At 62.6% G+C, this 24,323-nt stretch carries 23 protein-coding genes and 2 tRNA genes; 23 read left to right on the forward strand and 2 right to left on the reverse strand.

Annotation, left to right across the window (positions count from 1 at the left end; all coding sequences use genetic code 11):
• Positions 1-64: 64 nt before the first annotated feature.
• From ACCQ09_RS07935 to ACCQ09_RS07950, 4 genes are read left to right on the forward strand one after another with little or no spacing between them, the layout of a single operon-like run.
• A complete protein-coding gene (locus tag ACCQ09_RS07935; RefSeq protein WP_040941042.1) occupies positions 65-763 on the forward strand; it encodes a methylamine utilization protein in 699 nt (232 codons plus the stop codon).
• On the forward strand, positions 760-3,123 hold the full coding sequence (locus tag ACCQ09_RS07940) for a putative bifunctional diguanylate cyclase/phosphodiesterase (protein WP_011037666.1): 2,364 nt from the start codon (positions 760-762) through the stop codon (positions 3,121-3,123). Before ACCQ09_RS07935 ends, ACCQ09_RS07940 begins: the two co-directional genes overlap by 4 nt.
• Before the next feature lie 29 nt (positions 3,124-3,152).
• Positions 3,153-3,995 (forward strand): DUF3034 family protein, encoded by an 843-nt coding sequence (locus ACCQ09_RS07945; RefSeq protein ID WP_040941043.1) that lies wholly within the window; start codon positions 3,153-3,155, stop codon positions 3,993-3,995.
• Positions 3,995-4,420 carry a group I truncated hemoglobin gene (locus ACCQ09_RS07950; RefSeq protein ID WP_014508218.1) on the forward strand — a complete coding sequence of 142 codons (426 nt, stop codon included), beginning with the start codon at positions 3,995-3,997 and terminating at the stop codon, positions 4,418-4,420. The genes ACCQ09_RS07945 and ACCQ09_RS07950 overlap by 1 nt, the downstream gene beginning before the upstream one ends.
• A gap of 75 nt (positions 4,421-4,495) precedes the next feature.
• Here ACCQ09_RS07950 and ACCQ09_RS07955 read toward each other — a convergent pair whose 3' ends face one another.
• Positions 4,496-5,905, reverse strand: coding sequence for a glycosyltransferase family protein (locus ACCQ09_RS07955; RefSeq protein ID WP_040941044.1), 1,410 nt, complete (start codon positions 5,903-5,905; stop codon positions 4,496-4,498).
• Between the two features lie 54 nt (positions 5,906-5,959).
• Positions 5,960-6,775, reverse strand: a complete 816-nt coding sequence (locus ACCQ09_RS07960; RefSeq protein WP_228427962.1) for an SDR family NAD(P)-dependent oxidoreductase — start codon at positions 6,773-6,775, stop codon at positions 5,960-5,962.
• A gap of 112 nt (positions 6,776-6,887) precedes the next feature.
• Here ACCQ09_RS07960 and tpiA point away from each other — a divergent pair, with 112 nt between their 5' ends.
• The 19 genes from tpiA to rimP all read left to right on the forward strand — a co-directional run bounded on the left by tpiA (position 6,888) and on the right by rimP (position 24,319).
• Positions 6,888-7,643: a triose-phosphate isomerase gene (gene tpiA, locus ACCQ09_RS07965; RefSeq protein WP_014508214.1), complete on the forward strand. Its 756-nt coding sequence runs from the start codon at positions 6,888-6,890 to the stop codon at positions 7,641-7,643.
• A gap of 33 nt (positions 7,644-7,676) precedes the next feature.
• Positions 7,677-8,165 carry a preprotein translocase subunit SecG gene (gene secG / locus ACCQ09_RS07970; protein ID WP_011037660.1) on the forward strand — a complete coding sequence of 163 codons (489 nt, stop codon included), beginning with the start codon at positions 7,677-7,679 and terminating at the stop codon, positions 8,163-8,165.
• Positions 8,166-8,214: 49 nt separating this feature from the next.
• Positions 8,215-8,299: transfer RNA gene (locus tag ACCQ09_RS07975), tRNA-Leu, on the forward strand.
• Positions 8,300-8,404: 105 nt separating this feature from the next.
• Complete coding sequence (locus tag ACCQ09_RS07980) at positions 8,405-8,761, forward strand: NADH-quinone oxidoreductase subunit A (RefSeq protein WP_011037659.1); 357 nt, start codon at positions 8,405-8,407, stop codon at positions 8,759-8,761.
• A complete protein-coding gene (locus ACCQ09_RS07985) occupies positions 8,752-9,306 on the forward strand; it encodes a NuoB/complex I 20 kDa subunit family protein (protein ID WP_016944318.1) in 555 nt (184 codons plus the stop codon). The genes ACCQ09_RS07980 and ACCQ09_RS07985 overlap by 10 nt, the downstream gene beginning before the upstream one ends.
• Before the next feature lie 36 nt (positions 9,307-9,342).
• Positions 9,343-10,095: an NADH-quinone oxidoreductase subunit C gene (locus ACCQ09_RS07990; protein WP_011037657.1), complete on the forward strand. Its 753-nt coding sequence runs from the start codon at positions 9,343-9,345 to the stop codon at positions 10,093-10,095.
• Positions 10,092-11,399: an NADH-quinone oxidoreductase subunit D gene (locus tag ACCQ09_RS07995; protein WP_011037656.1), complete on the forward strand. Its 1,308-nt coding sequence runs from the start codon at positions 10,092-10,094 to the stop codon at positions 11,397-11,399. Before ACCQ09_RS07990 ends, ACCQ09_RS07995 begins: the two co-directional genes overlap by 4 nt.
• Positions 11,396-11,923: an NADH-quinone oxidoreductase subunit NuoE gene (gene nuoE, locus ACCQ09_RS08000; RefSeq protein ID WP_011037655.1), complete on the forward strand. Its 528-nt coding sequence runs from the start codon at positions 11,396-11,398 to the stop codon at positions 11,921-11,923. Before ACCQ09_RS07995 ends, nuoE begins: the two co-directional genes overlap by 4 nt.
• A 3-nt stretch (positions 11,924-11,926) precedes the next feature.
• On the forward strand, positions 11,927-13,261 hold the full coding sequence (gene nuoF / locus ACCQ09_RS08005; RefSeq protein WP_012437962.1) for an NADH-quinone oxidoreductase subunit NuoF: 1,335 nt from the start codon (positions 11,927-11,929) through the stop codon (positions 13,259-13,261).
• Positions 13,258-15,492 carry an NADH-quinone oxidoreductase subunit NuoG gene (gene nuoG, locus ACCQ09_RS08010; RefSeq protein WP_040941046.1) on the forward strand — a complete coding sequence of 745 codons (2,235 nt, stop codon included), beginning with the start codon at positions 13,258-13,260 and terminating at the stop codon, positions 15,490-15,492. The genes nuoF and nuoG overlap by 4 nt, the downstream gene beginning before the upstream one ends.
• Positions 15,489-16,580, forward strand: coding sequence for an NADH-quinone oxidoreductase subunit NuoH (nuoH, locus tag ACCQ09_RS08015; protein ID WP_012437964.1), 1,092 nt, complete (start codon positions 15,489-15,491; stop codon positions 16,578-16,580). Before nuoG ends, nuoH begins: the two co-directional genes overlap by 4 nt.
• Before the next feature lie 3 nt (positions 16,581-16,583).
• Complete coding sequence (gene nuoI, locus ACCQ09_RS08020; RefSeq protein WP_014508211.1) at positions 16,584-17,072, forward strand: NADH-quinone oxidoreductase subunit NuoI; 489 nt, start codon at positions 16,584-16,586, stop codon at positions 17,070-17,072.
• Between the two features lie 4 nt (positions 17,073-17,076).
• A complete protein-coding gene (locus tag ACCQ09_RS08025) occupies positions 17,077-17,739 on the forward strand; it encodes an NADH-quinone oxidoreductase subunit J (RefSeq protein ID WP_016944316.1) in 663 nt (220 codons plus the stop codon).
• Positions 17,736-18,041 (forward strand): NADH-quinone oxidoreductase subunit NuoK, encoded by a 306-nt coding sequence (nuoK, locus tag ACCQ09_RS08030; protein WP_005914274.1) that lies wholly within the window; start codon positions 17,736-17,738, stop codon positions 18,039-18,041. The genes ACCQ09_RS08025 and nuoK overlap by 4 nt, the downstream gene beginning before the upstream one ends.
• 7 nt (positions 18,042-18,048) lie before the next feature.
• On the forward strand, positions 18,049-20,232 hold the full coding sequence (gene nuoL / locus ACCQ09_RS08035) for an NADH-quinone oxidoreductase subunit L (protein ID WP_228427964.1): 2,184 nt from the start codon (positions 18,049-18,051) through the stop codon (positions 20,230-20,232).
• Positions 20,233-20,252: 20 nt separating this feature from the next.
• Positions 20,253-21,755, forward strand: a complete 1,503-nt coding sequence (locus ACCQ09_RS08040; RefSeq protein WP_011037648.1) for an NADH-quinone oxidoreductase subunit M — start codon at positions 20,253-20,255, stop codon at positions 21,753-21,755.
• 36 nt (positions 21,756-21,791) lie between these two features.
• The gene (nuoN, locus tag ACCQ09_RS08045) at positions 21,792-23,252 is read left to right on the forward strand and encodes an NADH-quinone oxidoreductase subunit NuoN (protein ID WP_011037647.1); all 1,461 of its coding nucleotides are present in this window, start codon (positions 21,792-21,794) and stop codon (positions 23,250-23,252) included.
• Positions 23,253-23,453: 201 nt separating this feature from the next.
• Positions 23,454-23,530, forward strand: a tRNA-Met gene (locus ACCQ09_RS08050).
• 198 nt (positions 23,531-23,728) lie between these two features.
• Positions 23,729-24,319, forward strand: a complete 591-nt coding sequence (gene rimP / locus ACCQ09_RS08055; RefSeq protein WP_011037646.1) for a ribosome maturation factor RimP — start codon at positions 23,729-23,731, stop codon at positions 24,317-24,319.
• Positions 24,320-24,323 lie beyond the last annotated feature (4 nt).

Here is a 24,323-nt window from a genome sequence, read left to right on the forward strand (position 1 = left end):
GGCCGCTAGCGCGACGTCGGATTTGCCTGGCGCCCGCTGCAGGACTGCGATGAGGTGCGGGCGCATGTGGACGCGAAAAGTAATCAACGTTGTTGGAACATCGGCACTGGTGCTGACCGGGTGCCTTGCGAGTGCGGCTTTGGCTACGCCGGTGACGGTGACTGTCCAGGACGCCGCTGGCGTGCTGGTTGATGCAGTGGTGAGCCTGGAAACCGCACGTCCGATGCCGGCGACCGGCACCTCGAAAACGGTGTCGATGGATCAGGTGAATTCGCAGTTCGTTCCCGCGGTGCTCGCGGTACGCACGGGTAGCCTGGTGCGCTTCCCAAACAATGATCAAATCCGGCATCAGGTGTATTCGTTTTCGCCTGCCAAGAAGTTCGAGTTGCCGCTGTTCCAGGGCAGCACGGCTGCGCCGGTACGCTTCGATCAGGCCGGGCTGGTGACGGTGGGCTGCAACATCCATGACTGGATGCTGGGGTATATCGTGGTGCTGGACACCCCGTATTTCGGCAAGAGCGGCAGCGATGGCCGTGTCCAGATCGATGCGCCCGCGGGCAGCTACACCCTGCGCGTCTGGCATCCGCGCATCAAGGGCGCTGCGCTGTCCGAGCCACTGGTGCTGAGCCGCGATGCGCTGCAGCGCCGTGTCACCGTGCAGACCACCGGCACAGCGCCAGCGGTCGCGCCGCCGGATGATCGCGTGCGCGCGCTGCAGGACAAGTTCCGTCGCGCCGCCGACCCGAAAAAGCCGTCTCCATGAAGGCGATGCGACTGCATACGCGCATCGCCGCGCTGCTGGTGCTGGTGGTGCTCGGCACCCAGGCGTTGACCTTCATTGCCGTGCAGGTGGCCACCGAGCGCAGCGTCAAGGCGCAACTCGGCGAAGAGCTGCTGATTGGCGAGCGGGTCTGGCAACGCATCAACCAGCGCCGCGACGAACAACTGCTGCAATCGGCATCGGTGCTGGCGGACGATTTCGGCTTCCGTGCAGCCGTTGCCAGCGGCGATGTGCCAACGATGCAGTCGGCGTTGCGCAACCACGCCGCGCGCATGGATGCGCAGACGGCGGTGCTGCTTTCGCCTGAAGGCGATTTTCTGACCGGGCTGGCGGATCTGCCGCAGGCCGAGCAGCTGCGTGCCGTGCAGGCCTTGCTGCAACAGGCCCAGCACGACGGGCGTGCCGTCGGTGTGGTGGCCTTGGATCAACACATCGTGCGCCTGGCAGTCGTGCAGGTACTGGCGCCGAGCCGGGTGGGCTGGATTGCGATCGGTAATGAATCCGGCGACAGCCTTGCGCAGGATTTCCGCAGCACCACGGGTCTGGATGCCACCTTCTTCATCGACGGTGCGCCGCCGCGCGTACTGGCGTCCACGCTGCAACCAGCCGAACGCACGGAATTCGCCCAGCAATTGCGCACCGCCGAACACGCGCAGGGCGCTGCAATCCCGCTGACCCTGGGGGACTCGCGTTACCTGGTGAAGTTGCAGTCCATCCAGGGCGATACCCGCGTGCGGGTTGCCTTGCAGGCGTCGTTGGACCGTGCAGTGGCGCCGTACCGCACACTCAAGTTACGGATTTTGCTGCTGGCTGGCCTGGCCACCGCCGCCGCACTGGGCGTGTCGATTTTTCTCGCGCGCAGCGTCAGTAAGCCGGTGGCGCTGCTGGTGCAGGCAGCACGCCGCATCCAGCGCGGTGATTACCACACCACCGTGCAATTGCCGCCCGGGCGCGAATTGGCGGAGCTGGCCGACAGCTTCGGGCGCATGCAGCAGCAGATCGCCACGCGCGAGCAGCACATCCTGCACCAGGCACGCCACGACGCACTCACTGGCTTGCCCAACCGCATCTGGCTGCTGGAGCAGCTGCAGCAGGTGGTGGATCAGACCGTGGCCTCGGGCGGCACCGCAGCGGTGTTGATCCTGGACCTGGAGCGCTTCAAGGAACTCAACGACAGCCTGGGCCACGACTTCGCAGATCAGGTCTTGGTCGAAGCCGGGCGCAGGCTTGCCGACGTGGTGCAGGCGCCCAACATCGTCGGGCGCCTTGGCAGCGACGAATTCATGGTGGTGGTGGCGCATGCCGACCCGGCCACCGTGCAGGAGGAAGCCCAACGCCTGCTGCTGCAATTGCGCAGCCCGCTGGCGCTGCCGCAGGCGCGCATCCAGCTCGAAGCCAGCATCGGCATTGCGTTGATTCCCGAACATGGCGCCGACCCGGACACGCTGCTGCGTCGCGCCGATATCGCGCGCGGCCAGGTCGGCGACACCGCCAGTGGCGCCAGCGTGTACCGGCTTGGCCAGGACGAGCAGCATCTGCGCCGGCTGCGTCTCACCGGCGATCTGCGCCAGGCCATCGGTGGCAACGAGCTGACCTTGCGTTTCCAGCCCAAGATCAGCCTGCGTACCGATCAGGTGGAGCAGGTCGAGGTGCTCGTGCGCTGGCATCACCCGGTGCTGGGGCCGATCGGCCCGGACGAATTCATTCCGTTGGCCGAGCATTCCGGCGTCATCCATCCGCTCACCCGCTTCGTGCTGGACGAGGCCTTGCACTGCCAGTCGCAATGGCGAGCGCAAGGATTGGAACTGGGCATGGCGATCAATCTGTCGGCCCTGGATCTGTCCGACCCCGGCCTGCCGGACTTCGTGCGCGGCTGCCTGCAGCGTCATGCGGTGCCGGCCACCTCGGTCACGCTGGAACTGACCGAAAGCGCATTGATGCGCGATGTCGAATTTGCGCTGCACATGTTGCATCAACTCCGCAATGTGGGCGTACGGCTGTCGGTCGACGACTTCGGCACCGGCTATTCCTCGCTGGCCCAGCTCAAGCGCATGCCGGTGAACGAATTGAAGATCGACAAGAGCTTTGTCATGCAGCTTGCCGAAGGCACCGACGATGCCTTCATCGTGCGCAGCACGATCGATCTGGGGCACAACCTCGGCCTGAGCGTGATTGCCGAGGGCGTGGAAAACGACACTGCGCTGGCGCTGCTGCGCGGCTACGGCTGCGACATGGTGCAGGGCTATCTGTATTCGCCGCCACTGGAAGAAAAGCCGCTGCTGGCATGGTGCATGCGCCAGCTCGGTCGCTCGCCCGTGGCGCAGGCGGGAGGTCAACGATGAAGCGCGTTCCACGTACGACAGCGGCCGCAATGCTGCTTGCCGCAACGGCGCTGAACCCACTGCTGTGCATGGCGGGCGAGGGCCGGTTGCTGGCCACCGGCGGCGTCTCGATGCTCGAAGGCAGCAGTGGCGGCGGCATCGTGCCCTGGGCCACGTTGTCGGGGTACGGCACGCGCGATGAACTCGGCACCGTGGCGTTCGCCACCCACGTCGATAGCGGCGATTACCGTCTGGATGTGCAGGGCGCCGCATTGACCGTTGGCAATCGGCTCGAGCTTTCGGTGGCGCGCCAGCGTCTGGACCTGGGCACCTTGCAGGACCGGCTAGGGTTGCCGTGGAATGCGCTTGGCCAGGATGTATTCGGCGCGAAAGTGCGACTGCATGGTGACCTGGTCTACGGGCGCGCGCTGCAGCTGAGTCTGGGTGTGCAGTACAAGCGGCTGCGCGACGGCACCTTGCCGCTGGCGATCGGTGCACGCGACGACCACGGCACCGATGTCTATCTCAGCGCCACGCGGCTATTGCTGCAAGGTGCTGGCGGCTACCAGTTGCTGCTCAACGGCACCGTGCGCGCTACCCGCGCCAATCAAACCGGGTTGCTGGGCTTCGGCGGCGACCGTCGCAACAGCTATCGACTGGTCGGTGAAGTCAGTGCTGGCGTGGTGCTGAGCCCGTCGTGGGTGGTGGGGCTGGAGTATCGCGACAAGCCGAACAATCTCGGTTTCGCCCGCGAGCAAGCCTGGGCCGACGGCTTCGTCGCCTGGTTCCCGACTAAGCACGTGTCGCTGACCGCCGCCTGGGCCGATCTGGGGGAGGTTGCCACCTTGAAGCGTCAGCGCGGACCGTATCTTTCCCTGCAGGTGGCGTTGTGATGACCCGATGGCTGCGCTATTCGCTGCTGTGCGTGCTGATGTTGAGCGGCTGTGCCACCACGCAACCGCGGCAGACGCTGTACGAAGAATTGGGCGGTCAGCCCGGCATCGAGGCCCTGGTAGAAACCATGCTCTCGCGCATCGCCGACGACCCGCGCATCGTCGAGCACTTTGCACGCGTCAACATCGTCATGCTCAACGAGCGGCTGGTGCAGAAGTTCTGCCATGTCGCCGATGGCCCGTGCCCGGACACTGCCAAGTCCATGGCACAGGCGCACCAGCATATGGCCATCCGCGAGGGCGACTTCAATGCCCTGGTCGAAGATCTCAACTGGGCAATGGATCAGCGCAACATTCCGCGCCGAACCCAGAATCGCCTGCTCGCACGGTTGGCCGCGATGCATGGCGAGATCGTCAATCACTGAGGATGGATAGGCACTCGAGTGGTTGACTGATGCATAAGTTTGCACGCGATCATAGTGGCCAGATCGTTGCCTGCTTCATATATTCGATGGGGTGGGGATGTAAGACTCGGGTCGGGAGTGGATTGGGCTGTCTGCCGACTTTGCGGCAAACGTGAAGATCGCTGCTGTCAAGATTGCTGTGCACGCTAGCTGCATTGCGATGGCTTCCTTTTTTATTCCACCAAACGCAAGGGCACAGTAGGAAAGGCAATGAATTGGCAAGAAGAAGCGAGTTTCAATGGCGCCGGGAATGATGGCTATGCAAGGCGCCAGGAGCACGAGCGTGTAAAGAACTCTGCGATTTACCGGCTCACTAGAGGCCTGAAAGAAGATTGCTCGGCCAAGTTGGGTCAGCCCAAATGAGACGATGCTAAGTAAAATCAGCGACTGAATATTTTTTTCTGACGTAGGGTTCCGAGTGTAGACCTCTCCATCCCTCACATCGAGAGCTAACGCAATGTGACGGAGATATATATTTATAAATGTAATTGGATGCTGGGTCATCAGGCCGGCTATTTTTACGACTGATTGATTGTTCTCAATGCCTCCATTTTGTTGGAGGATGAGTGCGCCATTGTTGTTTGCATAGAATACGGGTATGGCTTTTTTGGTCTGGGGGCCAATATGTGTTTCATATTTGTCAACGATCATTCCCCATGCCAGCTGCCGAGCAAATAGGGATGCGCCGCGGACATCCGTCACTACGAGTGGGGTGCGCGTTGAGTGGTGGCTGTAATTAATTGCCATTTGGGGGGCTGCGCCTACTAGTGCGCCTAGTAGAAAGCATGTCGATGCAAAAAATCTTTGCTTAAGGCTTTTTGAGAAAAAAATCGCAGCAATGACCATGAGTGTAAAGAAGGAAAATAAATAGATGGTTCGTGTGTTGTAGGCTAAATAGGCAAGTAGCCCTGCTACGATTAAAAGACTGAAGGACTGTGATTTGATGGCCTTGATGCAAGCATATAAGGCTAGCGCCATTATCCCAAAAGAAGGTGCGTCGCTGAGCGGGTAAGATATCAATCCGGGAAATGCAAAGGCCATCAGGAGTGCAGGGATGAGTCTGGTGAATGCCGACGGTTTGGCGTCAAATATGACCTGATAAAGGTTCGGAAGGAGGATCGAAAACAAGTAGCCGTATCCTATCGATTGCCCGAGCTTGAGTAATAACAATCCAGCCTGCTCTGAATGGTCAAAAGCGAATCTAAATGGTGTCAGTAGAAGTGGGTAGGAATATCCGCGAATCGTCTTGGGGAAGGTCCCTTCAGTAATTGCTGAGCTCAAGGCCCAGTAGGCTCCGGCATCTCCGGTAAATGCCTTGGCATCGATGGCAAGCTGGATTGCAAAGAAAGCCGATGATGCAATGAAGAGCGCAATGAGCTCCGCTTGATGGCGCATTATGAATCTTGTCGTCATTGATTTTCCCCTGTCCATCGCGTTGTTTGCCATGTTCCCGGTCGCGAGCGACGCGAGATGTGGCCTGTCAGTTGCAGTGTCGCTTACTTATGCATCGCTTGCGTTCTCCAAAGGGCGCACCCGGTGCGAGCCATGTGCCATCAGCCGCAGCAGCAGCGCGTGCGGCAACACGTGCAGTGCAACGTTCACCAGGCGGTAGCGCCACCCCGGTATCGCCAGCACCTGCCCGCGTTCCAGCGCGGCGATGCCGTACGCCGCCACGGCATCGGCCTGCAGCCACGCCCAGCCAGGCAGGGTGGACATCGCCGCGCGGGTGCCGGTGACATCGTGGAATTCCGACCAGGCAAAGCCCGGGCAGAGCGCGCCCACCTTCACCGCGCAATCGGCGTTCTCCAGCGCCAGTGACTCGCTGAAGCGCAGCATGAAACTCTTGGCGGCCGCATACAGCGTCTGGCCATCGGCACTGGGCGTCAGTGCGGCGAACGAGGCCACATTGAGGATCCGGCCCTGGCCACTGGCGCGGATCATCGGCAACAGCCGCCAGGTCAGTTCGCACACCGCCGTCACCATCACCTGCAGGAATCGCGCATGCGTCTGCCAGTCGTTCTGCAGATATCGCCCTGGCACGCCGTAGCCGGCATTGTTGACCAGGGTGCCCACGGTCCAGCCCTGGCGCTGGATTTCGGCGACCAGCCGGGCAGGGGCGGCGGGGTCGCCCAGATCCTCCGGCAGGATCTCCACCCGCACCTGCGCGCCCAATTCCGCCGCCAGCGCCTCCAGCTGGTCCACCCGCCGCGCCGTCAGGATCAGTGGCATCCCACGCGCTGCGTAGGCACGGGCAATCTCGCGACCGATCCCGCTGGAAGCGCCGGTGATCAGGGCGAAGACAGGCGAAACGGACATGGCAGGTTCCTGGTTGGGGTGAAATGGGACACGCATCGGACACAAGTCTGCCGGGTACCGACAGGGCATGGGCTATTCTCACGCCTGTCTTCAACTCAGGAACCTGCACCTGATGCGTCGAAAGATCGTTGCTGGAAATTGGAAGCTGCATGGCACGCGTGCCTTCGCCACCGAACTGGTGGCGCAGGTGGCCGCGCACATGCCCCTGGCGGGTGTCGATGTCGTCATCCTGCCGCCCTTGCCGTATCTCGGTGATCTGATCGAGGACTTCGAGGCCCACCACCTGGCATTCGGTGCACAGGACGTCAGTAGCAACGAGAAGGGCGCCTACACCGGTGAAGTGTCCGCCTCGATGCTGGTGGATGTCGGTGCCGAATACGGCCTGGTCGGGCATTCGGAGCGCCGTCAGTATCACCAGGAAAGTAGCGAGCTGGTCGCGCGCAAGTTTGCCGCCGCAATGCATGCCGGGTTGATCCCGGTGCTGTGCGTTGGCGAATCGCTGGAACAGCGCGAGGCCGGTCAGACTGAGGCAATCCTACGTGCCCAGTTGGAGCCGGTCCTGAGCCTGGTCGGCAGCACCGGATTCGCCCGCGCCGTAGTGGCCTACGAGCCGATCTGGGCCATCGGGACCGGGCGCACCGCCACGCCGGACCAGGCCCAGGCCGTGCACGCCTTCATTCGTGGCGAAGTCGCGAAGGCGGATGCTAGAATTGCCGATTCACTGCCCATCCTGTACGGGGGGAGTGTCAAGCCCGACAACGCCAGCGAGCTGTTTTCCCAGCCCGACGTCGACGGTGGGCTGGTCGGCGGCGCATCACTGGTTGCCGAAGACTTCCTGGCCATCGCGCGTGCGGCGGCCGCTTGTTAACCCATTAAGTTTTGTCCGGGGACGGATTTCGAAATGCTGATGTTGATCCTCAATGTGGTCTACGTGCTGGTCGCGCTGGCGATGATTGCGCTGATCCTGATGCAGCGTGGCGCCGGTGCGGCGGCGGGCTCGGGCTTCGGCGCGGGCGCGTCGGGCACGGTGTTCGGCTCGCAGGGTGCGTCGAACTTCCTGTCCAAGTCGACCAAGTGGCTGGCGGTGGTGTTCTTCAGCATCAGCCTGTTCATGGCCTGGTACGCCACCCATGGCGCCCGTCCTACCGACCAGAACCTGGGCGTGATGTCGCAGTCTGCCACGCCGGCTCCGGCCGCCGCGGGTGAGTTGACCCAGCCGTTGCCGCAGGCGCCTGCCGCTGGCGCAGTGCCCACCGCTCCCTCGCAGCCGTTGCCTGCTGCGGCCGAGCCGGCCACTGCACCTGCCGCAACACCTGTGCAGTCCGCACCGACGCAGCCGGCGCCTGCCGCACGCGAAGAAAAGACGCCGGAACCAGCACAAAAAGACTGAAGGCGGTTACAATGCGCTGCGCACTGGGATGCCCAGCGGCGCAACGTATGCCCAGGTGGCGGAATTGGTAGACGCACTACCTTGAGGTGGTAGCGACTTAGGTCGTAGGGGTTCGAGTCCCCTCTTGGGCACCATTGTTTGGTTGCAGTTCCTGCGCATCGCGGCAATGCCGGCGCGGGGTCTGCCTATACCCCATGCCGGCACGCGGCGCGTGCGGGCAGAGGCAAGAGAGAATCGCTGTGCTGGCCGAATATTTGCCGAGTCTGCTGTTTCTGGTTGTCGCCACTGGCATCGGCATCGTGCTGATGTTGATTGGTCGGTTCCTCGCTCCGCGCAGCCCGGACGCGCGCAAGCTTTCGCCGTACGAGTGTGGCTTCGAGGCATTCGAAGACGCGCGCATGAAGTTCGATGTGCGCTACTACCTCATCGCGATCCAGTTCATCGTGTTCGATCTGGAAATCATCTTCATCGTGCCGTGGACACAGGTGTTCATGGAGATCGGCGCACGCTCGCTGGTCACCATGGGCCTGTTCGTCGGCATGTTGTTCCTCGGTTTTATCTACGTGTGGAAGAAGGGAGCGCTGGAATGGGAGTGATTCAGACCCTGGATCGTCTGATGACCAACCCGATGCCGGAAGGCCGGGTCGAAGACATCCTGCGCCCGGAAGGCGAAAATCCGTTGCTCGAAAAGGGCTACGTGACCACCAGCGTCGATGCGCTGTTGAACTGGGCGCGTACCGGTTCGATGTGGCCGATGACCTTTGGTCTGGCCTGCTGTGCAGTCGAGATGATGCACGCCGGTGCGGCGCGCCTGGACCTGGACCGCTACGGCGTGGTGTTCCGCCCGTCGCCGCGCCAGTCCGACGTGATGATCGTCGCCGGCACCCTGGTCAACAAGATGGCGCCGGCACTGCGCAAGGTCTACGACCAGATGCCCGACCCGAAGTGGGTCATCTCGATGGGCAGCTGCGCCAACGGTGGCGGCTACTATCACTATTCGTATTCGGTGGTGCGCGGTTGCGATCGCATCGTGCCTGTGGACATCTATGTCCCGGGCTGCCCGCCGACCGCCGAGGCGCTGGTCTACGGCATCTTGCAGCTGCAGAAGAAAATCTGGCGCACCCAGACCATCGCACGCTGACACCCGTCTTCTCCTACCGAGAGCAGCCAAGCCCCCATGGCAGAGCAAGCATCTTCCTTCACTGACCGACTAGCGGCGCGTTTCGCCGGTGCGCAGATCTCCGTGGTCCAGCCGCGCGGCGAAGTGACGCTTGAAGTCGCTGCGGCACAGTGGCACGCCACCTGTCTTGCCCTGCGCGACGAGCTCGGTTTCGAGCAGCTCAGCGACCTGTGCGGCGTTGATTACCTGGGCTACGGCAGCGACGAGTGGGACACCGCCGACGTGTCGTCCCAGGGCTTCAGCCGTGGTGTCGAGGGCAAGGCGCTCGGTCGCTTTGCCTGGGGTGAATTCCCCAGCCAGGAAAGTTCCAACGGTGCCCAACCGCAGCAGCTGCCAACGCAGCGCTTCGCGGTGGTGGCCCAGCTGATTTCCTACCAGCACAACCAGCGTCTGCGCGTGCGGTGCTATGCACCCGACGAGCAGGTGCCGGTGGTCGCGTCGTTGACCGACATCTGGCCGGGTGTGAACTGGTTCGAGCGCGAGGCGTTCGACCTGTTCGGCATCGTGTTCGATGGCCATCCGGACCTGCGCCGCATCCTGACCGACTACGGATTTGTCGGCCATCCGTTCCGCAAGGACTTCCCGCTGATCGGCAACGTCGAAGTGCGTTACGACGACGAGCGCAAGCGCGTGGTGTACGAGCCGGTGACCTCGGTGGAGCCGCGTGTCGGCGTGCCGCGCGTGATCCGCGACGACGCGCGTTATGAGACTGCCGCTGGTGAAGTGGGCAAGTCGGAGACTGCCAAGTGAGTGAGTACCGCCAGGCAACCGATGCCTTCGCGAGCAATCCTGTGGAAAGCAAGCAGGAAATCCGCAATTACACGATGAACTTCGGCCCGCAGCATCCTGCGGCGCACGGCGTGTTGCGCCTGATCCTGGAAATGGACGGCGAAACCGTGGTGCGTGCCGACCCGCATATCGGCCTGCTGCACCGTGGCACCGAGAAGCTGGCCGAGTCCAAGCCGTTCAACCAGTCGGTTCCGTACATGGACCGCCTGGATTACGTGTCGATGATGTGCAACGAACACGCCTACGTACGGGCCATCGAATCCCTGATGGGGATCGAAGCGCCGGAGCGCGCGCAGTACATCCGCACCATGTTCGACGAGATCACCCGCATCAAGAACCACCTGATGTGGGTGGGTTCCAATGCGCTCGACCTCGGCGCCATGGCGGTGATGCTGTACGCCTTCCGCGAGCGCGAAGAATTGATGGACGTCTATGAGGCGGTCAGTGGCGCGCGCATGCACGCCGCCTATTACCGTCCGGGCGGCGTCTACCGTGATCTGCCTGATCGCATGCCCAAGTACAAGGAATCGCGTTGGCACAAGGGCGGGGCGCTGACCAAGCTCAACGCCGCGCGCGAAGGCTCGATGCTGGATTTCCTCGAGAACTTCACCGACACGTTCCCGTCCCGTGTGGACGAATACGAAACGCTGCTGACCGAGAATCGCATCTGGAAGCAGCGCACCGTGGACGTGGGCATCATCAGCCCGGATCTGGCGCGTGCCTGGGGCATGACCGGTCCGATGCTGCGTGGTTCGGGCATCGAATGGGATCTGCGCAAGAAGCAGCCGTACGCCAAGTACGACGCGGTGGACTTCGACGTGCCGGTCGGCACCAACGGCGACTGCTACGACCGTTACCTGGTGCGCGTGGCCGAGATGCGCGAGTCCAACCGCATCATCAAGCAGTGCGTGAAGTGGCTGAAGGCCAATCCAGGCCCGGTCATGGTCACCAATTTCAAGGTCGCCCCGCCAAGCCGCGAAGGTATGAAGGACGACATGGAAGCGCTGATCCATCACTTCAAGCTGTTCAGCGAAGGCTACTGCGTTCCCGCCGGTGAGACCTACTGCGCCGTTGAAGCGCCCAAGGGCGAGTTCGGCTGCTACCTGATGTCCGATGGCGCCAACAAGCCTTTCCGCGTGCACCTGCGCGCGCCGGGCTTTGCGCATCTGTCCTCGATGGACGCGGTGGTGCGCGGGTATTTGCTGGCCGACGTCGTGGCGATGATCGGCACTTACGATTTGGTTTTCGGTGAGGTTGACCGATGAAGGCGACGGGTAATTTCGAGGCGGCGCGCGACGTCGATCCGCAGGTAGTGCTGAGCGACAAGACGCGCGCGCACATCGATCATTGGCTGAGCAAGTTCCCGCCCGACCGCAAGCGTTCGGCCGTGTTGCAGGGTCTGCATGCTGCGCAGGAACAGAATCAGGGTTGGTTGACCGACGAGTTGATCGTGGGCGTGGCCAAGTATCTGGAGCTGCCGCCGGTGTGGGCCTACGAAGTGGCCAGCTTCTACTCGATGTTCGAAACCGAGAAGGTCGGCCGCCACAACGTGGCGTTCTGCACCAACATCAGCTGCTGGCTCAATGGCGCTGAAGATCTGCTGGCGCACGCGGAAAAGAAGCTGGGCTGCAAGTTGGGTCAGTCGACCGCCGATGGGCGCGTCTACCTCAAGCGCGAAGAAGAATGCCTGGCGGCCTGCTCTGCAGCGCCGATGATGGTCATCAACGGCCATTACCACGAGCACCTGACGAAAGAAAAGGTCGACGCGCTGCTGGACGGGCTGGAGTAAGGCATGGCACATCATCACGCACCCTCAGGCCCGGTCGGTCCGGCGCCGCTGCCGCATCAGGTCGTCTACACGACCCTGCACTACGACACCCCGTGGTCGTACGAAAGCTATCTGAAGACCGGTGGCTACGCCGCGCTGCGCAAGATCCTCGAAGAGAAGATCCCGCCGGCCGACGTCATCGAAATGGTGAAGGCATCCAACCTGCGCGGCCGCGGTGGCGCGGGCTTCCCGACCGGCCTGAAGTGGTCCTTCATGCCCAAGGGCACGATGCAGAAGTACATCCTGTGCAACTCGGACGAATCCGAACCGGGAACCTGCAAGGACCGCGACATCCTGCGTTACAACCCGCACTCGGTAGTGGAGGGCATGGCAATCGCCTGCTACGCCACCGGCTCGACCGTGGGCTACAACTATCTGCGTGGTGAGTTCCACCACGAGCCGTTCGAAAATTTCGAGCTGGCACTGGCCGATGCCTATGCCAACGGCTGGCTGGGCAAGAACATTCTCGGCAGCGGCGTGGATATCGATATCTACGGTGCGCTGGGCGCTGGCGCTTACATCTGCGGCGAAGAAACCGCGTTGATGGAATCGCTGGAAGGCAAGAAGGGTCAGCCGCGCTACAAGCCGCCGTTCCCGGCGAACTTCGGCCTGTACGGCAAGCCCACCACCATCAACAACACCGAGACCTACGCGTCGGTGCCGGCGATCATTCGCAACGGCCCGGAGTGGTTCCTGGGGTTGAGCAAGACCAAGAACGGCGGCCCGAAGATCTTCTCGGTGTCCGGCTGCGTGCAGAAGGGCGGCAATTTCGAAGTGCCGCTCGGCACCACCTTCGACGAACTGCTGGAAATGGCCGGTGGCCTGCGTCCGGGCCGCAAGCTCAAGGGCGTGGTGCCCGGCGGCGTGTCGATGCCGGTGCTGAAGGCCGACCAGGTCGCTGGCCTGCAGATGGATTACGACACCCTGCGCGCGCTTGGCACCGGTCTGGGTTCCGGCGCCATCGTGGTGCTGGATGACAGCGTGTGCTGCGTGCGGTTTGCCTGCCGCATCTCGCAGTTCTTCCACAAGGAATCCTGCGGCCAGTGCACCCCGTGCCGCGAAGGCACCGGCTGGATGCATCGCGTGCTGGAGCGCATCGTCGCCGGCAAGGCCACGATGGAAGACCTCCACCAGCTGCGCACCGTGGCCGGCCAGATCGAAGGTCACACCATCTGCGCGTTCGGCGAAGCGGCGGCATGGCCGATCCAGGGCTTCCTGCGCCAGTTCTGGGACGAATTCGAGTACTACATCGTCAACGGTCGTTCGATCGTCGACACGCACGTCGGAGTGGCCGCATGAGCGCCCAACCAGTGAACCCGAACGTGCCACCGGACCATGTCACCGTCGAGATCGACGGGCAGTCGCTGGTGGTGCCGAAGGGCTCGATGATCATCCAGGCCGCCGACAAGGCCGGCATCCCGATCCCGCGATTCTGTTACCACGAGAAGCTGCCGATTGCGGCCAACTGCCGCATGTGCCTGGTCGACGTTGAAAAGTCGCCCAAGCCGTCGCCTGCCTGCGCCACGCCGGTGATGGACGGCATGAAGGTCACCACGCGCAGCGAAAAAGCGCTGAAGTACCAGCGCAGCGTGATGGAATTCCTGCTGATCAACCACCCGCTGGACTGCCCGATCTGCGATCAGGGCGGCGAGTGCGAATTGCAGGACGTCTCGCTTGGCTACGGCCGTTCGGTGAGCCGCTTCAATGAGCGCAAGCGCGTGGTGCCGGACGAAGACATCGGCCCGCTGGTGGCGACCGAGATGACCCGCTGCATCCAGTGCACGCGCTGCGTGCGCTTCACCGCCGATATCGCCGGAACCTACGAGCTGGGCGGTATTTATCGCGGTGAGAACCTGCAGATCGGCACCTACGACGGCAAGCCGCTGACCACCGAAATTTCCGGCAACGTCATCGACGTTTGCCCGGTGGGCGCGCTGACCAACAAGGTGTTCCAGTTCCGTGCGCGTCCGTGGGAACTGATGGCACGTGAATCGCTCGGTTATCACGATGCGATGGGCTCCAACCTGTTCCTGCACGTGCGTCGCGGCGAAGTGCTGCGCACCGTGCCGCGCGAGAACGAAGCCGTCAACGAGTGCTGGCTGTCCGATCGCGACCGTTATTCGCATCAGGGCCTGTACGCCGAAGACCGTGCGGTGAAGCCGCTCAAGAAGGTCAACGGTGAATGGACCGAAGTGAGCTGGGCCGAAGGCCTGGCCGCTGCGACGCAGATCCTGCGCGATAACGCCGGTGATCAGCTCGGCGTGCTGGTGCACCCGGCCACCTCGAACGAAGAAGGCGCCTTGCTGGCGCGTCTGGCCGAGGGCCTGGGCAGCGGCAACCTGGATCACCGCCTGCTCAACCGCGATTTCTCCGACGCCGCTGTTGCCGAAGCCTTTGCCACGCCGCTGGCCGAGATCGAACAGGCCGATGTCGTGGTGCTGTTCGGCACCAACGTGCGCCATGAGCTGCCGCTGCTGCATGCCCGCCTGCGCAAGGCGAGCATCCAGAACCGCACCCAGATCCATTCGGTCAACCCGGTCGATTTCGATTTCGCCTTCACCCAGGCCAGCCGGACGGTGGTCTCGCCGACGCAGCTGGCTGGCGCGCTGGACGACGTCACGCTGCGTGATGCGGTCAAGGGCGCAAGCCGCGCCGTGATCGTGGTCGGCGCACTGGCAGAAAATCATCCGCAGGCGGCGACGCTTCGTGCAGCGGCACGTGCCTTTGCTGCGGCAACCGGTGCGTCGCTGTGCCGGATCCCGCAGGGCGCCAATGCGCTCGGCCTGGTCTCGCAGGGCGTGTTGCCGACTGCACGGACAGTCGCCGGCATGTTTGCCGAGCCGCGTCAGGCGTATGTGGTGTACGGCATCGAACCCGGTCTGGATTTCGCTGATGCGGCCGCTGCGCGCAGCGCGCTGGCCGGCGCGAAAGTCGTGGCTTTCAGCCAGTTTGCCTGTGCATCCACGCGCGACGTGGCCGATGTCATTCTGCCGATCGGCGCCTTGCCGGAAATCGATGCGTCGCTGACCAATCTCGATGGCCGCGTGCAGACCGCACGTGCTGCGGGTCGGTTGCCGGTCGAGGCGCGTGAGGGCTGGCGCGTGCTGCGCGCACTGGGTGGTGAGTTGGGTCTGGCTGGGTTCGAGTTCATCGACCTGGTCGGTCTGCGCGCCGGCATGCAGCAGCGCAGCGTGACTGCAGCGACGTCCGCGCAGCCGGCTGCTGCGAGCGAAGGTCTGGAGGTTGCCGCAACCGCTGCGATCTACCGCACCGATGCGGTGGTACGCCGAGCCGCCGCGCTGCAGTCGCACCCGCTCAACATCGCCCCGTGTGTAGCGATGCATCCGGAGCAGGCCGCGCAGCTGCAGGTCGCTGCCGGGCAAGTGGTCAAGGTCGGCACCGACGCGGGCAGGGCAACCTTGCCGGTGGTGCTGGACAAGCGCGTCGCACCGGGCACGGTGTGGATCGAATCCGGCCATGGCGCAACCGCGCCGTTGGGTGCCGGTCGGGTAACGGTGGTGGCTGCATGAACGAGTTGCTGTTGAACGTGGTCGACCCCCTGCACCAGTGGTTCCTCGGACTGGGCGATGGCGGCGTGTTGCTGTGGACCGTGCTGAAGATCCTGCTGATCGCCGTGCCGGTGATCGTGACGGTGGCCTTCTACGTGGTCTGGGAGCGCAAGCTGATCGGCTGGATGCACGTGCGCCATGGGCCGATGTACGTGGGCATGGGCATTTTCCAGGCCTTCGCCGACGTCTTCAAATTGCTGTTCAAGGAAATCCTGCAGCCCAGCAGCTCGCACAAGGCGATGTTCATCATCGCGCCGCTGCTCACCCTGGCGCCGGCGTTTGCCGCCTGGTCGGTGGTGCCGTTCGATGCGAAGCTGGTGTTGTCCAATGCCAACGTGGGTCTGCTGTACCTGCTGGCGATGACCTCGCTGGGCGTATACGGCATCATCCTGGCTGGCTGGGCGTCCAACTCCAAGTACGCGTTCCTGGGTGCGATGCGCTCGGCCGCGCAGGTGGTCAGCTACGAAATCGCGATGGGCTTTGCGCTGGTCGGCGTGATGATCGCCTCGGGCAGCGTCAACCTCAGCCAGATCGTGTTTGCGCAGGCGGGTAGCTCCGGCTTCTTCGACTGGTTCCTGATTCCGCTGTTCCCGTTGTTCATCGTGTACTGGGTCTCCGGCGTCGCCGAAACCAACCGCGCGCCGTTCGACGTGGTGGAAGGCGAATCGGAAATCGTCGCCGGCCACATGGTGGAATATTCGGGCGGCGCGTTCGCGCTGTTCTTCCTGGCCGAATACGCCAACATGATCCTGGTCAGCTTCCTGATCTCGATCTTCTTCCTCGGTGGCTGGCTGAGCCCGATCCAGGGCTGGGTCACGGCAGATGTCTCGCCGTGGGTCAATTGGCTGTGGACCGGTGGCTGGCCGTGGCTACTGATGAAGGTGTTCTTCTTTGCGAGTGCCTACATCTGGTTCCGCGCAAGCTTCCCGCGTTACCGCTATGACCAGATCATGCGTCTGGGCTGGAAGGTGTTCATTCCGCTCACGATCGTGTGGATCGCGGTGACGGCATTGATGGTGTTCTACGGCGTGATCCAGAAGGGCGTGTAATTGATGAACAAGATCACCCATTACTTCAAGAGCCTGCTGCTGCTCGAACTGCTCGGAGGGCTGTGGCTGACGTTGAAATACACGTTCAAGCCCAAGTACACCGTGCTGTATCCGATGGAGAAGTTCCCGCAGTCGCCGCGCTTCCGCGGTCTGCACGCGCTGCGTCGCTACCCCAATGGCGAAGAGCGCTGCATTGCCTGCAAGCTGTGCGAAGCGGTCTGCCCGGCACTGGCGATCACCATCGACTCGGCCAAGCGCGAGGACGGCACCCGTCGCACCACGCGCTACGACATCGACCTGTTCAAGTGCATCTTCTGCGGCTTCTGCGAAGAAAGCTGCCCGGTGGACTCGATCGTCGAAACGCACATCCTCGAGTACCACTTCGAGAAGCGTGGCGAGAATATTGTCAACAAACCGCAGCTGCTGGCGATCGGAGACCGGCTTGAAGCCGAGATCGCCGAGCGTCGCGCTGCCGATGCCGCCTTCCGTTGAGGTCATGATGGACTGGGTCACTATTGCTTTCTACGCCTTCTCCGCCGTCGCGGTCGTCTCCGCCGGTGCGGTGATCAGCGTGCGCAACCCGGTATATGCCGTGTTGTGCCTGATCCTTACCTTCTTCTCGATGGCCTGCATCTGGCTGCTGGTGGGCGCCGAGTTCCTGGGCGTAACCCTGGTGCTGGTCTACGTCGGCGCGGTGATGGTGCTGTTCCTGTTCGTGGTGATGATGCTGGACATCGACACTAGCCGGTTGCGCGAAGGCTGGGTCAAGTACATGCCGGTCGGCGTCATCGTGGCGGTCGCCATGCTGGCCCAGATGGTCACGCTGATCGGGGTCAAGGGACGCCTGGCCACTCCGTTCCCGGTCGACAACGCTGCCGCGCAGGCCGCCGATACGTCCAACCTGACCTGGCTGGCAAAGAGCCTGTACACCGAGTTCCTGCTGCCGTTCGAGTTCGCCGCGGTGATCCTGACTGTTGCCGTGGTGGCGGCGGTGATGCTGACCTTGCGCAAGCGCACCGGCATCAAGATGCAGAACGCAAGCGAGCAGTCGCGGGTGCGGTCCACCGACCGTCTGCGCATGGTCAAAATGGCGGTTGAAAAGCCGGTACAGGTTGCGCCGACCCTGGATGCGACCGACGGACAGGAGGCGAAGTCTTGATTACCTTGGGCCACCTGCTGGGCTTGGGCGCGGTGCTGTTCTGCATCTCGCTGGCCGGCATCTTCCTCAATCGCAAGAACGTCATCGTGCTGTTGATGTCGATCGAGCTGATGCTGTTGTCGGTCAACGTCAACTTCATCGCTTTCTCGCGCGAGCTCGGCGATACCGCAGGTCAGTTGTTCGTGTTCTTCATCCTGACCGTTGCCGCCGCGGAGGCCGCCATCGGCCTTGCGATCCTGGTGACACTGTTCCGTACGCGCCGCACGATCAATGTGGCCGAAGTCGATACGTTGAAGGGCTGACCTGTAGATGGAAATCACTCTCTCCAAGAGTCTGCTGATCGCAGTGGTGCTTGCACCGCTGGTCGGCAGCATCGTCGCCGGCCTCTTCGGTCGCCAGGTAGGGCGCAAGGGCGCGCAATACGTCACCATCCTCGGTGTGGCGGTCAGCTGCGTGTTGTCCTGCCTGACGCTGTACCAACTGGTGGAGCTGGGCGCCAGCCCGTTCAACCAGAACCTGTACACCTTCTTCGACGTCGGTAACTACTCGGCGCATGTCGGCTTCATGGTCGACCGCCTGACCGCGATGATGATGGTGGTGGTGACCTTCGTGTCACTGCTGGTGCACATCTACACCATCGGCTACATGGAAGAAGACCCGGGTTACCAGCGCTTCTTCAGCTACATCTCGTTGTTCACCTTCTCCATGCTGACGCTGGTGATGAGCAACAACTTCCTGCAGCTGTTCTTCGGCTGGGAAGCGGTGGGCCTGGTGTCCTACCTGTTGATCGGCTTCTGGTTCAAGCGCCCGACCGCTGTGTTCGCCAACATGAAGGCGTTCCTGGTCAACCGCGTGGGCGACTTCGGTTTCATCCTGGGCATTGCCGGGGTGCTGCTGTGGTTCGGCTCGCTCGACTACTCCACCGTGTTTGCCAACGCGACCACCATGGCTGGTGCCAAGGTGCAGCTGTTCGCCGGCCACGAGTGGAGCGTGATGACGCTGATCTGCATCTGCCTGTTCATTGGTGCGATGGGCAAGTCGGCGCAGGTGCCGCTGCATGTGTGGCTGCCGGACTCGATGGAAGGCCCGACCCCGATTTCGGCACTGATCCATGCCGCGACGATGGTGACCGCGGGCATCTTCATGGTGGCGCGCATGTCGCCGCTGTTCGAGCTGTCCGAAACCGCGCTGAACTTCATCCTGTTCATCGGTGCGACCACGGCCTTCTTCACCGGCCTGATCGGCATCGTGCAGAACGACATCAAGCGCGTGGTGGCGTATTCCACGCTGTCGCAGCTGGGCTACATGACCGTCGCGCTGGGCGTCTCTGCCTATTCGGCCGCCGTGTTCCACCTGATGACGCATGCCTTCTTCAAGGCGCTGCTGTTCCTTGCGGCCGGCTCGGTCATCATCGGCATGCACCACGAGCAGGACATGCGCAAGATGGGCGGGCTGCGCAAGTACATGAAGGTGACCTACTGGACCAGCGTGATCGGTACCCTGGCGCTGGTCGGTACGCCGTTCTTCTCGGGTTTCTACTCGAAGGACACCATCATCGAAGCGGCCGCGCACCACGCGCATGAGTCGCACAGCTGGATCGCCACCTACGGCTACTGGGCAGTGCTCGGCGGCGTGCTGGTCACCAGCTTCTACAGCTTCCGCCTGCTGTTCCTGACCTTCCACGGCAAGGAACGCTTCCGCGATGCGCATGCACATGACGTGCACGCCCATCACGACAGCGCCCATACCGATGCCGAGGCGCAGGTGCATACGCACGACAGCCACGGTCATGATGCACACGATGCGCATGGGCACGACGATCATGGTCATGGTCATGGTCACCACGGTGCCCACGAGCCGCACGAGCCGCACGAGTCCAAGTGGGTGGTCACGCTGCCGCTCATCTTGCTGGCGATTCCGTCGGTGGCGATCGGCTTCTTCACCATCGGCCCGATGCTGTTCGGTACCGACTGGCAAGGCCACCACGCGGCGCATGCGATGAAGGGGCAGGCCGTGTCGTTCTTCACCGGCATCGTCGACTTCTACGACCCGGCATGCGATACCGTCGGCGCATTGGCCGAAGAATTCCATGGTCCGGTGGCGTTCGCGCTGCACGGCATGATGGCGGCACCGTTCTTCCTGACGGTCGCCGGCCTGCTGCTGGCCGCGCTGTTCTATCTCTGGAAGCCAGAGCTGGCCACCAAGTCACGCAAGGCGTTTGCGCCGATCGTGTGGCTGCTGGAAAACAAGTACGGCTTTGACAAGCTGTGGATCAATGGCTTCGCCGGTGGTGGCGTGGTCCTTGGAAAGGCTTCCCGCGCAATCGACACCCACGTGGTGGATGGCGTGGCGGTCAATGGTTCTGCCCGACTGATCGACCTGGCTGCACATCTGCTGCGTCGCACGCAATCCGGTTTCCTCTATCACTACGCCTTCGCAATGATCATCGGTTTGATCGCCTTGTTGGCGGTACTGATGCATTTCTGGCGTTGACCTGTACGGAATAAGAAAACGTGTCGAACTGGCCTTTACTGTCTCTTCTGATCTGGCTGCCGATTATCGGTGGCGCCCTGATCCTCGCATTGCGCAACGCCGAGACCGCCCGCTGGGCGTCTCTTGCGGTGGCCGTGGCGACCTTCGTGCTGAGTCTGCCGCTGCTCGGGTATGACACGGCGAACGATGCCATGCAGTTCATCGAGCAACATGCCTGGATCCCGGCCTACAACATCGGCTACAACCTGGGCGTGGACGGCATTGCGGTCGCGTTGATCGTGTTGACCACGCTGGTGACCGTGCTTGCGTTGATCGGCGCCTGGCGCTCGATCGACAAGCGCGTCAACCAGTACGTTGCGGCCTTCCTGATCCTCGAAGGCGTCACGGTCGGCATCTTTGCGGCCACCGACGCGATGCTGTTCTACGTGTTCTTCGAAGCCATGCTGATCCCGATGTTCCTGATCATCGGTGTCTGGGGCGGCCCGCGTCGCATCTACGCGGCCATGAAGTTCTTCCTGTACACCTTCCTCGGCTCGGTGCTGATGCTGGTGGGCCTGATCTACCTGTACCTGAAGGGTGGCAGCTTCCAGCTCGCCGACCTGTACGCGCTGCAGCTGACCGCCAAGGAACAGACCTGGATCTTCTTCGCGTTCATGATCGCTTTCGCGGTCAAGGTGCCGATGTTCCCGGTGCACACCTGGCTGCCGGATGCCCACGTTGAGGCACCGACCGCCGGCTCGGTGATCCTTGCGGCGATCGCGCTGAAGATCGGCGGCTACGGCTTCCTGCGCTTCAACCTGCCGATCCTGCCTGACGCCAGCAACCAATGGGCCTGGCTGGTGATCGCGCTGTCGCTGATCGCGGTGATTTACGTCGGCCTGGTGGCGCTGGTGCAGGACGACATGAAGAAGCTGGTGGCGTATTCGTCCATCGCGCACATGGGCTTCGTCACCCTCGGCACCTTCATCGCGTTCACCCTGGTGCGCGAGTACGGCAGCACCGATGCGGCCCGTCTTGGCCTGCAGGGCGCGATGGTGCAAATGATTTCGCACGGCTTCGTATCCGGCGCGATGTTCTCCTGCATCGGCGTGCTGTACGACCGCATGCATACCCGCCGCATTGCCGATTACGGCGGCGTGGTGAATGTCATGCCGTGGTTTGCCACCTTTGCCATGTTGTTCTTCATGGCGAACGCCGGCCTGCCGGGCACGAGCGGTTTCGTTGGCGAATTCATGGTCATCCTGGCCAGCTTCCAGAAGCATCCGTTGGTGGCCTTTGCTGCGGCAACCACGCTGGTGATCACCGCGGCCTACACGCTGTGGCTCTACAAGCGCGTGTTCTTCGGCGAAGTGGCCAATGCGCATGTGGCGGAGCTGAAGGACATCAACGGTCGCGAGGCCTTCGTGTTGGGCGTGTTTGCTGCCGGTGTACTGGCGCTTGGCCTGTATCCGAAGCCGCTGACCGACCTGATGGAACCGTCGATCGCCAAGCTGGCGACCCAGATTGCAACGACCAAGCTCTAACCGCTTGCCGTCCGTATTGATTTTCAGGATTTGATGATGACCACGCCAACGCTCGCGCCGTTGACCACCGCTGACCTGGCTCCGCTCGCACCGGAGCTGGTGCTGATCGGCGGTGCCTTCGCACTGTTGATGATCGATCTGTTCGTGAGCCAGCGGCACAAGGTCTGGACCCACCTGTTCTCTGTCGCAGTCCTGGCCGTGGTGCTGGTGATGCTGGCAACCGGCACGGGCGGGCAGGGCGAAGCCTTCCACGGCATGTTCGTGCGCGACACCGCCGCCGATGTCATGAAGACGGTGATCGTGCTGGTCAGTGGCCTGAGCCTGGTTTACGGCTGGAGCTATCTGCGCGAGCGCAATCTGTACCAGGGCGAGATTCCGGTGCTGGTGCTGTTTGCGACTGCCGGCATGATGCTGCTCACCTCCGCCGGCAGCCTGCTGATGGTCTACCTTGGCCTGGAGTTGCTGGCGCTGTGCTCGTATGCGCTGGTGGCGTCCAACCGGGACAACGGCCTGGCGACCGAAGCGGCGATGAAGTACTTCGTGCTGGGTTCGCTGGCCTCCGGTCTGCTGTTGTACGGCATGTCGCTGGTGTATGGCGCCACGGGGACGCTGAGCCTGGCCGGCATCCACGACGCAATCGAAGGCTCGGGCGAGCGCACGCTGTTGCTGACCGGTACGATCTTCATGATCGCCGGTGTGGCCTTCAAACTGGGTGCCGCGCCGTTCCATATGTGGCTGCCCGACGTCTATCAGGGTGCGCCAGCGCCGATCGCGCTGTTCATCAGCTCCGCGCCCAAGCTGGCCGCCTTCGGCATGGCGTATCGCCTGCTCGAAATGGGCATGGGCCCGCTGTCGCCGCAGTGGCATCTGCTGATCGGTGGCCTGTCAGCTTTGTCGCTGGTGATCGGTAACCTGATGGCCATCGCGCAGAGCAACCTCAAGCGCATGCTGGCGTACTCAACGGTCTCGCATATCGGCTTCCTGCTGATGGGCGTGGCAGGTGGCGGCGAGGAGGGCTATGCCGCCGCGATGTTCTACGCGGTGAGCTACACCATCATGTCCACGGCGTCGTTCGGCGCGATCATTGCGCTGTCGCGCAGCGGCTTCGAAGCTGAGCACATCGACGACTTCAAGGGCCTGAACGCACGCAACCCGTGGATGGCTGGCCTGGTGCTCTGCATCATGGCGTCGTTGGCCGGCATTCCGCCGTTCCTCGGTTTCTGGACCAAGCTGGCCGTGCTCGGCGCGGCGGTGAAGGGCGACATGTTGTGGCTCGCGATGGTCGGCGTGCTGTGCGCGGTGATCGGTGCGTATTACTACCTGCGCGTCATCAAGGTCATGTACTTCGACGAACCGGTTGGCGAGCCGCTGCCTGCCAACAAGGATCGCGTGCTGGGGACGGTGCTGGGTGTCAATGCGCTCGCGTTGCTCGCACTGGGCCTGGCCTGGAACCCGATCATGGTGTGGTGCCAGCGCGCGTTTGCGGGCCTGGCCTGATCGCATAGCTAGTGCCCGCTGTGTGCAGGCACGTGTCCTGACTAAACTGGCAGGGCACTGAAATAAAGTCGTGATCGCTGTTTCGTTTTTGTGTCATCGCGGTTATCATGTGCCGCGACGTTGAGAGCCTCCAAGGTCTTCAACAGATGAAAAACTAGGGCTTGCAATTTTCTCCCAAGTTCTTCATAATTCCGCTTCTGCTGCGGGGTGGAGCAGTCTGGCAGCTCGTCGGGCTCATAACCCGAAGGTCGCAGGTTCAAATCCTGCCCCCGCTACCAAGTTTTGATATGTTGCCTTCGGGCAACTCATCAGCTTCTTGGATCGTAAGGACGCATGTTCCCGTCCTTGCGCCGACCCTGAGAGGTCGGGCTTTTTTCACGCAAGGGGCCCATCGGGCCCCTTGTTTTTTCCGGAACCGGAAAGTTTGCTGCCGGTTGCCGGGGGTTCTACTGGCAATCATCTGATCAGGGCAGTCTGTGAGCGAAAAAGCGACCGAAATCGCCAATCTGCTGGGTCCAACGGTTGAGTCCTTGGGTCTGGAACTGCTGGGTGTCGAATATCTTCCGGCCCCGGGTGGCGCAACGTTGCGCCTGTATATCGATGTGCCGCTCGCCGAGCAGCCCGATCGCATCATCAACGTCGATGACTGCGAGCGCGTGAGCCGCGAAGTGTCTGCCCAGTTGGACGTCGAAGATCCGATCAGCGGCAATTACACCCTGGAAGTCTCCTCGCCAGGTGTGGATCGTCCCTTGTTCACGCTGGATCAGTTCGCCCGCCATGTCGGCGAGTCCGCCAAGATCGTGTTGAAGCTGGCGCAGGATGGCCGGCGCCGCTTTCAGGGCCAGATCGTCCGCATCGACACTGAAGCTGCTGCAGTCGTGTTCTCGGTCGATGGCAAGGACGTGCAGATCGGCTTCGACAATATCGACAAGGCGCGCATCCTGCCGGACTGGGTCGCACTGGGCCTGGCACCGCAGAAACCGAATAAGCCCGGCCCGAAAAAACCCGGGCACGACAAGAAGAAACCATCCAACGAGCCGGCGGCTGGCAAGCCGCGCGCGGAGTGACTAA

It is taken from the genome of Xanthomonas sp. NCPPB 2586 (assembly GCF_041475775.2).
GTDB lineage: Bacteria > Pseudomonadota > Gammaproteobacteria > Xanthomonadales > Xanthomonadaceae > Xanthomonas > Xanthomonas campestris.

What these genes read in the sequence shown, in the direction of transcription:
- nuoL (WP_228427964.1), top strand. Translation starts at nt 18,049, where the DNA reads ATGGAAATCACTCTCTCCAAGAGTCTGCTGATCGCAGTGGTGCTTGCA.
- tpiA (WP_014508214.1), top strand. Translation starts at nt 6,888, where the DNA reads ATGCGTCGAAAGATCGTTGCTGGAAATTGGAAGCTGCATGGCACGCGT.
- nuoH (WP_012437964.1), top strand. Translation starts at nt 15,489, where the DNA reads ATGAACGAGTTGCTGTTGAACGTGGTCGACCCCCTGCACCAGTGGTTC.
- nuoE (WP_011037655.1), top strand. Translation starts at nt 11,396, where the DNA reads ATGAAGGCGACGGGTAATTTCGAGGCGGCGCGCGACGTCGATCCGCAG.
- ACCQ09_RS07985 (WP_016944318.1), top strand. Translation starts at nt 8,752, where the DNA reads ATGGGAGTGATTCAGACCCTGGATCGTCTGATGACCAACCCGATGCCG.
- ACCQ09_RS07960 (WP_228427962.1), bottom strand. Translation starts at nt 6,775, where the DNA reads ATGTCCGTTTCGCCTGTCTTCGCCCTGATCACCGGCGCTTCCAGCGGG.
- ACCQ09_RS07945 (WP_040941043.1), top strand. Translation starts at nt 3,153, where the DNA reads ATGCTGCTTGCCGCAACGGCGCTGAACCCACTGCTGTGCATGGCGGGC.
- ACCQ09_RS07940 (WP_011037666.1), top strand. Translation starts at nt 760, where the DNA reads ATGAAGGCGATGCGACTGCATACGCGCATCGCCGCGCTGCTGGTGCTG.
- secG (WP_011037660.1), top strand. Translation starts at nt 7,677, where the DNA reads ATGCTGATGTTGATCCTCAATGTGGTCTACGTGCTGGTCGCGCTGGCG.
- nuoN (WP_011037647.1), top strand. Translation starts at nt 21,792, where the DNA reads ATGACCACGCCAACGCTCGCGCCGTTGACCACCGCTGACCTGGCTCCG.
- nuoG (WP_040941046.1), top strand. Translation starts at nt 13,258, where the DNA reads ATGAGCGCCCAACCAGTGAACCCGAACGTGCCACCGGACCATGTCACC.
- ACCQ09_RS07950 (WP_014508218.1), top strand. Translation starts at nt 3,995, where the DNA reads ATGACCCGATGGCTGCGCTATTCGCTGCTGTGCGTGCTGATGTTGAGC.
- nuoI (WP_014508211.1), top strand. Translation starts at nt 16,584, where the DNA reads ATGAACAAGATCACCCATTACTTCAAGAGCCTGCTGCTGCTCGAACTG.
- nuoF (WP_012437962.1), top strand. Translation starts at nt 11,927, where the DNA reads ATGGCACATCATCACGCACCCTCAGGCCCGGTCGGTCCGGCGCCGCTG.
- ACCQ09_RS07955 (WP_040941044.1), bottom strand. Translation starts at nt 5,905, where the DNA reads ATGGCAAACAACGCGATGGACAGGGGAAAATCAATGACGACAAGATTC.
- ACCQ09_RS08025 (WP_016944316.1), top strand. Translation starts at nt 17,077, where the DNA reads ATGATGGACTGGGTCACTATTGCTTTCTACGCCTTCTCCGCCGTCGCG.
- ACCQ09_RS07990 (WP_011037657.1), top strand. Translation starts at nt 9,343, where the DNA reads ATGGCAGAGCAAGCATCTTCCTTCACTGACCGACTAGCGGCGCGTTTC.
- ACCQ09_RS07935 (WP_040941042.1), top strand. Translation starts at nt 65, where the DNA reads ATGTGGACGCGAAAAGTAATCAACGTTGTTGGAACATCGGCACTGGTG.